Annotated in this window: 8 protein-coding genes; 5 read left to right on the top strand and 3 right to left on the bottom strand. The window is 73.7% G+C overall.

Translation table 11 applies throughout. The annotated features are described in order from the left end of the window. On the top strand, positions 1 to 296 hold a 296-nt coding region (locus AB0L40_RS24540), incomplete at its 5' end, for a zinc-binding dehydrogenase (protein WP_364360885.1). Between the two features lie 25 nt (positions 297 to 321). Here AB0L40_RS24540 and AB0L40_RS24535 read toward each other — a convergent pair. Next, positions 322 to 1,551, bottom strand: coding sequence for a hypothetical protein (locus AB0L40_RS24535; protein ID WP_364360883.1), 1,230 nt, complete (start codon positions 1,549 to 1,551; stop codon positions 322 to 324). 183 nt (positions 1,552 to 1,734) lie between these two features. On the opposite strand from AB0L40_RS24535, the gene AB0L40_RS24530 reads away from it, so the two are divergent. From AB0L40_RS24530 to AB0L40_RS24515, 4 genes are all read left to right on the top strand, one after another. After that, the gene (locus AB0L40_RS24530) at positions 1,735 to 3,327 is read left to right on the top strand and encodes a DEAD/DEAH box helicase (protein WP_364360881.1); all 1,593 of its coding nucleotides are present in this window, start codon (positions 1,735 to 1,737) and stop codon (positions 3,325 to 3,327) included. Between the two features lie 189 nt (positions 3,328 to 3,516). Next, positions 3,517 to 4,596, top strand: coding sequence for a hypothetical protein (locus AB0L40_RS24525; protein WP_364360879.1), 1,080 nt, complete (start codon positions 3,517 to 3,519; stop codon positions 4,594 to 4,596). A 170-nt stretch (positions 4,597 to 4,766) separates the two neighbouring features. Beyond that, positions 4,767 to 5,225 carry a peptidylprolyl isomerase gene (locus AB0L40_RS24520; protein WP_364360877.1) on the top strand — a complete coding sequence of 153 codons (459 nt, stop codon included), beginning with the start codon at positions 4,767 to 4,769 and terminating at the stop codon, positions 5,223 to 5,225. A 196-nt stretch (positions 5,226 to 5,421) separates the two neighbouring features. Further along, a complete protein-coding gene (locus AB0L40_RS24515; protein ID WP_364360875.1) occupies positions 5,422 to 6,993 on the top strand; it encodes a succinic semialdehyde dehydrogenase in 1,572 nt (523 codons plus the stop codon). Between the two features lie 142 nt (positions 6,994 to 7,135). On the opposite strand, the gene AB0L40_RS24510 is transcribed toward AB0L40_RS24515, so the two are convergent. Both AB0L40_RS24510 and AB0L40_RS24505 read right to left on the bottom strand, forming a co-directional pair. Continuing rightward, positions 7,136 to 7,831 (bottom strand): HAD family phosphatase, encoded by a 696-nt coding sequence (locus tag AB0L40_RS24510; protein ID WP_364360873.1) that lies wholly within the window; start codon positions 7,829 to 7,831, stop codon positions 7,136 to 7,138. After that, positions 7,828 to 8,892 carry a phosphotransferase family protein gene (locus tag AB0L40_RS24505; protein ID WP_364360871.1) on the bottom strand — a complete coding sequence of 355 codons (1,065 nt, stop codon included), beginning with the start codon at positions 8,890 to 8,892 and terminating at the stop codon, positions 7,828 to 7,830. The genes AB0L40_RS24510 and AB0L40_RS24505 overlap by 4 nt, the downstream gene beginning before the upstream one ends. Positions 8,893 to 8,994 lie beyond the last annotated feature (102 nt).

Raw genomic sequence — 8,994 nt, 5'->3', positions numbered from 1 at the left:
TGGATCCGTTCGGGCGGATCGTCGTCTGCGGGATCGCGTCGAAGGAGCAGAACGAGGTCCGCACCGGCCACCTGCTGCGGCACTCCCGCTCGGTGATCGGGTTCTGGCTGTTCCACTGCCTGGACGACCCCGAGCGGCGTTTCCGGGCGCCGCTGCGCGATCTCTTCGAGCGGGCCGTGCGCGGCGAGGTGAGGGTCAGCGTCGGCGGTCGCTGGCCCCTGGCCGAGGCGGCCGCCGCGCACGAGGCGCTCGTCGCCCGCCGGACGACGGGCAAGCTCGTCCTCGACGTCGCGTGACGTCCGGCGGGGCCCGCTCCCGGTCCTAGCGCTTGACGGCCACGACCGCCCGTTCGCGGCCCGGGTGCTCGAGGACCGAGTAGATCCGGCCGCTGGCCGGCGCGTAGGTGAGGTCCTCCCCGCCGTTCGGCCAGCGACGCTCCGCCAGCTTGCCGCCGAGGCCCCCGACGTACAGGTGGCGGTCGCCGCCGCTGGACGACACGTAGACGGTGTTGCCGATCGTCAACGCGCCCTGGACGTTCTCGGCGGTCGTCGTCCACAGGCCCGTCGGCGTCGTGACGTTCCCGGACCCCGGGCGCAGCGCCCCGTCGCCCATCAGGGGCCAGCGCACGAGCCGCGCGTCCGGGGTGCCGTTCGCCTTCGTCGTCGGCGACCCGGAGTAGTACTCGCTGGTCATCAGCGACTGGGACGCGCGGTCGTAGGAGACCGACGAGAAGAGCAGGGCGCCCCGCTGGTACTTGGGGGCGTAGCGGTAGCGGTACTCCGCCACCTTCGGCATGACGTACTGGTAGTCGGCGGCCTCGCACGGGTTCGGCGTGCAGCCGACCTTCGTCTTGTCGCCCGAGGTCGCGCTGACCTTCCACATGCGGGCCGTGTCGTAGACGCTCAGGCCGCCGGTGGTCTCCGCGACGTAGAGCCGCCGGCCGACCCAGGCGATGCCACCCGCGTGGCTCTTGGTGGGGCGGTAGTCCGCGGTGCCGTCCGGGAGCATGTACGGGTTGACGAGGAGGACGTGACGGTACTTGGCTGCCGTCAGCTTCTCGGCGCCGATGAAGGAGACGCGGACGCCCGGGGGAACGGTGCCCTTCTTCGTCTTGGGGTTCCGGGCGTACCAGCTGACCAGCAGCGCCTTGCGACCGTCGACGAGGCCGGTGGCCGACGCGTCCGCGGTCCCGGTGATGCCCTGCGGGAAGAACTTGGTCGTCGAGGTGTCGTCGGACGCGAAGCGGAACCCGTTCTGGAACCCGCCGGCCTGGCGCGGCGGGGCCAGCGCCGGGATCGCGGACGCCTGGCGGTTCCCGGACCCGAGGACCTCGCCCACCGAGGCGTGGGGGAGGATCCCGTCGAGTCGCCGCACCGCCGCGGACTCCGGCGTCGTCAGGGTCAGTCGGTGGTTGCTCGCGCCCGGGACGGCCTTCGTGCTCGCCGCCGGCGCCGCGGACGCGAGCCCGAGCGCGCCGACCGCCACGACCACCGCGGCGGCGGTCGCGCGCAGGACGCGGGGACGGTATGGCGGGACGCGGCGGGGGACCATGCCCCGACACTAGGCGCGGCGCGGCCTGTCGCAGCGTCGCTCTCACGCCCTTCTCACGGACGCGCGGGGGGCGGCCCCCGGCGGGGTGCCGTGCTCCGTGCGGCAGCGCTGCGTACCCCCGATGGGCTTCCGGCACGCAGGCGGCCCGTGCGGGACCCCGGTACGCCCTAGGATCCACGGTTGATGACCGCGTTCGCCGATCTCCGCCTCTCCGAGCCCGTCCTCGAGGCGCTGCGGGACATCGGCTACGAGAAGCCGAGCCCGATCCAGGAGCAGGGGATCCCCCCGATGCTCGAGGGGCGCGACGTGATCGGCCAGGCCCAGACGGGCTCCGGCAAGACCGCCGCCTTCGGCGTGCCGATCATCGAGTACGTCGATCCGACGAGCAGCGACACGCAGGCCCTCGTCCTGACGCCGACCCGCGAGCTCTGCATCCAGGTCACGCAGGCGATCCGCGGCTTCGGCGCGCGCAAGGGCGTCGAGGTCGTCGCGACGTTCGGCGGCGCCCCGATCCGCGAGCAGATCTCTCGCCTGCGCTCCGGCGCCCACGTCGTCGTCGGCACCGTCGGCCGCGTCCTGGACCTGATCGATCGCGGCGCACTCCAGCTCTCGTCGTGTCGCTTCGTCGTCCTCGACGAGGCCGACGAGATGCTCGACCTCGGCTTCCTCGACGACGTCGAGAAGATCCTCCGCCGCACCCCGTCCGGCCGCCAGACGGCGCTGTTCTCGGCCACGATGGCGCCGCCGATCCGCAAGCTCGCGGACAACTTCCTCTACGAGCCCGAGCACGTGAAGGTCAAGTCGGACTCGCTGACGGTCGACAGCGTCGAGCAGTTCTACGTCGAGGTCGCGTCGAAGGACAAGCCCGAGATGCTGGCCGAGGTCATCGCCGCCGAGCGCCCGCGTCAGGCCATCGTCTTCTGCCGCACCAAGATCGGCACCGACCGGCTCTTCCGCCTGCTGAAGGACCGCGGCAACAACGTCCGCGCGCTGCACGGCGACCTCTCGCAGGGCCAGCGCGACGGCGTGATGCTGGCGTTCAAGGGCGGCCGCGTGCCGATCCTCGTCGCCACCGACGTCGCGGCCCGCGGCCTCGACATCTCCACGGTCACCCACGTCGTCAACTTCGACGTCCCGCGCTCGCCGGACACCTACGTCCACCGCATCGGCCGCACGGGCCGCGCCGGCGCCACCGGCCGCGCGATCACGTTCGTCGAGCCGAAGCAGGGCCGCGAGCGCGAGGCGATCGAGGAGCACGTCGGCATCCCGATGACCCCCTGGGCCGCCGGCGCGACGACGCCGACGGGTGACAAGCACGCCGCCGCCCTGCGCAAGGCCGCGGGGGAGGCCCCGGCCGAGGTCGAGGAGGCCCCGGCCGCGGTCGTCGAGGAGTCGCCGGCGGACGTCGTGGCCGAGGCCGGCCCCGCCGTCGCCGGCGCCCCGGCGGACGTCCCCGCCCCGGAGCCCGAGGCCGACGAGGAGCCCCGCCGCCGCCAGAAGCCGCGCCGTGGCCGCAAGCCGCAGATCCACCACGACGCCGACGAGCCGGGCACGCGCCTGGTGCTCGTCCCGGGCACGGCCGACGACCTCGCGATCCGCGATCTCGTCGAGGCGATCACCTCCGCCACGGGCCTGGACGGCGAGGCCGTCCGCGACGTCTCCGTCCTGGAGCACTTCTCGCTCGCGACGGTCCCCGCGTCCGGCGCCGCCGACGCGGTCGAGGCGATCAACGCCGCCGGCGGCCCGGTCCGCGCCGAGATCCTGCTCGCCGACTGAGCGTCCGCGGGCCGCTCGGCCCGGCGAGGATCCTGCGCGGGGTCGAGGGACGTCGGTCGGCCTCGCGAGCGGCGTCCGCGCCGCCCGCGCACGTGGCGCGTCCGCGCTCGACGGGCCGTCCTCGTCTACGTCGTCCGCGGCGCCCAGCACCGGCGCACCGGGCCGCACCCGGTCGCTAGCATTCCCGACGTGAGCACGCCACCGGAGCAGCAGCCCCAAGGGACGACCGACCCCACGTCGGCGAACATGGTGCGCGTCTGCGACCGCTGCGGCACGGTCTGCGCGGCGGACCAGGAGTGGTGCCTGAACTGCGGCGTGCGGATGACCGAGACCAGCCAGCGGCTGCCGGGCCTGCGTGCCGCGAGCCTCGTCGTGGCGCTCGCCGTCCTGCTCGCCGGCGGCGCGGCGGCGGCGTCCTACGCGGCGCTGCGCGGCGACGCCCGCTCGGCGGCCAACGTCCCCGCGGCGACCACCGGCGCGCCCGTCGCCCAGGCGCCCGTGACGACGGCCCCGGCGGCCCCCGTGGCCCCGGTCGCCCCGCCCGTCACGACGACGCCGACCACGCCGTCCACGACGACCAAGACGACGACGCCCCCGCCCGCCACGCCGCCGGCCTCCAGCGGCTCGGGCACCAGCGACGCGACGCCGGACAGCGGCAGCTCCGGGTCCGGCAGCAGCGGCTCCGGCTCGTCGGGCTCGGGCTCGAGCGGCTCGTCCGGCTCCGGCTCGTCGGGCTCCGGGTCCAGCGGTTCCGGCAGTAGCGGTTCCGGCTCGTCGGGCTCGGGCTCCGGCTCCACGACGACGACCGACGACACCCCGTCCGGCCCGATCACCTTCGCGGCCGGCCAGGGCTCGATCTACGACCCCGACAGCCTCGCCACCGACACCGGCGAGGAGAAGAACGCGATCGACGGCAACGCGAAGACCGCCTGGACGATCACGCTCAAGGACGGCTCGACCGGCGGCCTCGGCTACGTCCTCGACTTCGACGACGCGACGACGCTGAAGACGCTGACGATCGCCACCGGCACCGCCGGCGTGAAGGTCAAGATCCTGGGCACGTCCAAGAGTGCGCTGCCGCCGGACGTCCTGGACAACGGCTGGGACACGATCGCGAGCGAGACGACGCTCAAGGACGGCAAGAACAAGGTGCCGCTGAAGGCCGTCTCGGGCGCGAAGACGAAGTACCGCCACGTCCTCGTGCTGTTCACCGTCGTGCCCGGCACGCCGGCGTCCGCCGAGATCGACGAGTTCACCGCCGCGCGCTGACCCCGGTCCCGCGGATCGTCCGGCCCCTCCGCGGGTCCGCGCGCCGCGAGTCCGTCCGCCGGACCCCGCCGAGGGTCGACCGCCGGCCGGGTGTGGCGCGCGACCCGCCTGCGACGGCGGGTCGTTAGGGTCCGCTTCGAGGTTTCCACACCGACCCCTGGAGGAGCCCAGTGAGCACCGCCACCATCAGCACCAGCGAGGGCGACGTCGTCTTCGAGCTGTTCGACGCCGACGCGCCGAAGACCGTCCAGAACTTCAAGGACCTGGCCGGGAAGGGCTTCTACGACGGCCTGATCTTCCACCGCGTCATCGCGGACTTCATGATCCAGGGCGGGTGTCCTCAGGGCACCGGCACCGGCGGCCCGGGCTACGAGTTCGAGGACGAGATCAACGAGCACAAGATCGTCCGCGGCACGCTCGCGATGGCGAACGCCGGCCCGAACACCAACGGCTCGCAGTTCTTCATCGTCACCGCCGACGCCACCCCGTGGCTCGACGGCAAGCACACCGCCTTCGGCCAGGTCGTCGGCGGCGAGGACGTCGTCCAGCGCATCGGCACCACGCCGACCGCCGCGGGCGACCGCCCCGTCACGCCGATCGAGATCCGCACGATCAAGATCGAGGGCTGAGCGACCCCGCTCTCCCGCGGCGCTCCGGCGTCGCAGCAGCAGGACGAGGGCCCGCCGACCGGCGGGCCCTCGTCGTTGCCGGACGGACGCCGCGTCCGCAGGGGCCCCCGCCCCCGAAGCGTCCGACCCGACAGGAACGTGACACCAACGTCACCTTTGCTCGCGCCGGGAGGCTACGCGCGGTAGGGTCGGTCGTATGAGCACGCAGGAGCAGGCGCCGAAGACGGCGGACGCGGCGGCCACGGCCGCCCCCTCCACGGACGGCACGCCCGTCCAGAAGGCCGTGATCGATCCGGCCACCGGCCAGACGATCGCGTGGGTCGACGAGCTCGGGGCCGAGGCCGCCGCCGTCGCCGCCGCCCGCGGCCGCGCCGTCCAGCCCGCGTGGGAGGCCCTGGGCTTCGAGGGCCGCGCCCGCGTCATGCGCCGCGCGCAGAAGTGGGTGACCGACCACGCCGACGAGCTGATCGCCACGATCGTGTCGGAGACCGGCAAGGCCTGGGAGGACGCCCAGGCCGCCGAGGTCATGTACGCCGCCGCCGCGTTCGGGCACTGGGCCGACCACGCCGCCGACCTGCTGGCGGACGAGCGGATCAAGGTCAGCTCGCCGCTCCTGAAGGGCAAGAAGGTCCTCACGCGGCACGCGCCGCTCGGCCTGGTCGGCGTGATCGCGCCGTGGAACTACCCGTTCACCAACGGCTTCGGCGACTGCATCCCGGCGCTGATGGCCGGCAACAGCGTGCTGCTGAAGCCCGCCGAGAAGACGCCGCTGACGTCGCTGCTGATGGCCCGCGTGCTCAAGGAGTGCGGCCTGCCCGACGGCGTCATGCAGGTGCTCACCGGCCGAGGGTCGGTCCTCGGCGAGGCGATCGTCGACGTCGTCGACATGATCATGTTCACCGGGTCGACCCCGGTCGGCCGCCGCATCGGCGCCCGCGCCGGCGAGCGCCTGATCCCCTGCTCGCTGGAGCTCGGCGGCAAGGACCCGTTCATCGTCTGCGCCGACGCCGACCTGGAGCGCGCCGCCAACCACGCGCTCTACTACTCGATGTTCAACACGGGCCAGACCTGCATCTCGGTCGAGCGCGTGTACGTCGAGGCGCCGGCGTACGACGAGTTCGTCGCGAAGGTCGCCAAGAAGGCCGCGAAGCTGCGCAACGACCGGCCGACCGGCCCGGGCACGACCGAGGTCGGCGCGCTGACGATCGAGAGCCAGGTCGCCACGGTGACCGAGCACGTCGACGACGCGGTCGCGAAGGGCGCGACGATCGTCGCGGGCGGCCACCCCGACCCGGACCGCGCCGGCTGGTGGTACCCGCCGACGGTCCTGACGAACGTCGACCACACCATGGAGTGCATGACGGAGGAGACCTTCGGGCCGACCCTGCCGATCATGAAGGTGGCCGACGTCGAGGAGGCCATCCGCCTGGCCAACGACAGCCCCTACGGCCTGATGGCGTCGGTCTTCACGAGGGACATGGAGAAGGGCGAGCAGATCGCGCGCCGGATCCAGGCCGGCTCGGTCCACGTCAACGACGCGCTGATCGGCTACACGGCGCTCGAGGCCCCGATGGGCGGCTGGAAGGACTCCGGCCTCGGCGCCCGCCACGGCGCCCCGGGCATCCGCAAGTACACGAACTCGCAGACGCTGATCCTCTCCAAGTACCACCTGAAGAGGGAGCCGCAGGTCTACCCCTACACCGGGCGCGGCTACAAGCTCCTGGGCCGCATCACGCGCCTCTTCTACGGGCGCGGCGCGCGGGACTGAGGGCTCGCCCCGGGGGAGGATGCGACGAGCGTCCGCTCGTCCCGGCCGTCGGTCCGGGGACGGGCGGGACCCGATGGGGTTCGGCACGTTCGCCCGCCTGTGCCGGTCAGGCGGCCGCGGCCTCGCGGCCATCGCCGCCGCGCTAGCGCAGCGGCACCCCGAAGAGCGCCTCGAGCTGCGGGATCGTCTCCTCCGCCGAGCGGTGGCGGACCGTCCGCATCCCGAGCTCCTCGGCCGGCGCGAGGTTGAACGGCAGGTCGTCGACGAACACGCACTCCGACGGTTCCAGGCCGATGCGGGCCGCGCCGGTCAGGAAGATCTCCGGCGCGGGCTTGCGGACCCGCTCCTCGTGGCTGAGGACCACCGCGTCGAAGGCCTCCGCGAGCAGGACGGGGTCGTAGGACATCCCGTCGCCCCAGGAGTTCGAGACGAGCCCCGTGCGGATCCCCGCGGCGCGGGCGGCGCGGACCATCCGGCCCATCGCCTCGTCGGGCTGCAACGCGGCGAACATCCGGTGGACGACCCCTTCCGCGCGGTCGGGGGCCAGGCCCGCGCGGACCGCGAACGGCGGGCCGAAGGCGACGGTGTCGATCGCGCCGGCCTCGATGTCGATCAGCAGCTGCCGGGCCTCGGCGTCGGTGCGAAACAGGCTGGAGATCGCGCCGGGCTCGAGGCCCTCGGCGACCGCGAACGCGTCGAAGGCGTCGAACACGCTCGTCGTCAGCACGCCGCCGAAGTCGATGAGGAGGCCGCGCGGGGGCACGAGGCCCGCCGGCGCGGCGCCGTCCGCGGCGACCGGGGCGACCGCGCCGCCCGCGGAACCGGCCGCGGAGCTCATGCGTCCTCCCGGTGGGCGATCGCCAGCGAGTAGCGCGCGATCTCCGGGATCACGGTGCCCAGCGACGCGAAGAACGGGTCGTCGCCCGCGCCGGCCAGGTGGCGCTTGTAGGAGCCCTCGAGGAAGACGCAGGCCTTCCAGCCCGCCAGCACCTGGTGCCAGCGGACGTCGGAGGCGTCGCGCCCGGAGCGCTCGGCGTAGCGGTCGACGATGTCCTGCCGGGACGGGAAGCCCGGCTCCGCGGTCACGGACGACATCGACGCGAGCGGCCCGGAGTCGATGCCGGCGGCCGCGTAGTTCGCGGTCAGGTAGCCGACGTCGGCGAGCGGGTCGCCGATCGTCGCGAGCTCCCAGTCGAAGATCGCGGACAGGCGGGGCGGGTCGGCGGCGGGGCCGTACATGACGTTGCCCATCCGGTAGTCGCCGTGGACGAGGGTCGACTCGGTCTGCTCGGGACGGTTGGCGGTCAGCCAGGCCAGGAGCTCGTCGACCTCGGCGAGCTCGCGCGTGCGGTTGAGGTCCCAGAGCCCGGCGAAGCGCCGGAGCTGGCGCTCGAGGTAGCCGTGGTCGCCCTTGCCGAACCACTCCAGGCCGGCGGCCCGCCAGTCGACGGCGTGCAGCTCGACCAGCGCGTCGACGAGCTCGTCGACCAGCGCCCGGCGGGCGGCGGGCGGCGCGAACCGCTCGGGCAGGGTCTCGCCGATGACGTCGCCGTGGACCTGCTCCATCACGTAGAACGGCACGCCGAGCAGCGCCTCGTCCTCGTGCAGGAGCAGGACCCGCGGCGTGCGGACCGGCTGGGACTCCAGCGCCTGCAACAGCCGCGCCTCGCGGGCCACGTCGTGGGCGCTCGGCGGCAGCGGCGGCCGCGGGGGACGGCGCAGCACGACGTCCGCTCCGGTGCGCGACAGGAGGTACGTGATGTTGCTGTGCCCGTCGCCGATCATCCGCGCCGCGATCGGTCCGGAGCCGATCCCCGCGGCGTCGAGCAGCTCTTGCAACGGCCCCAGCACCAGGAGCGGGGCGCGCTCCTGGGCCGCGGCCTCCTCGGCGGTCTGCACGACGAGGCGCGACGGAGAACAAGCAGCTCTTCTGCCAGAAGTGGAAGAGCTCGGGGATGGCGGACCTGACCGGCGCAGCCTGCAACCCGGACGCGATCTGAG

This window comes from Patulibacter sp. NPDC049589, from assembly GCF_040675535.1.
In the GTDB taxonomy this organism is placed as follows: Bacteria; Actinomycetota; Thermoleophilia; order Solirubrobacterales; family Solirubrobacteraceae; genus Patulibacter.
This window is presented reverse-complemented; position numbering and strand designations above follow the sequence as displayed.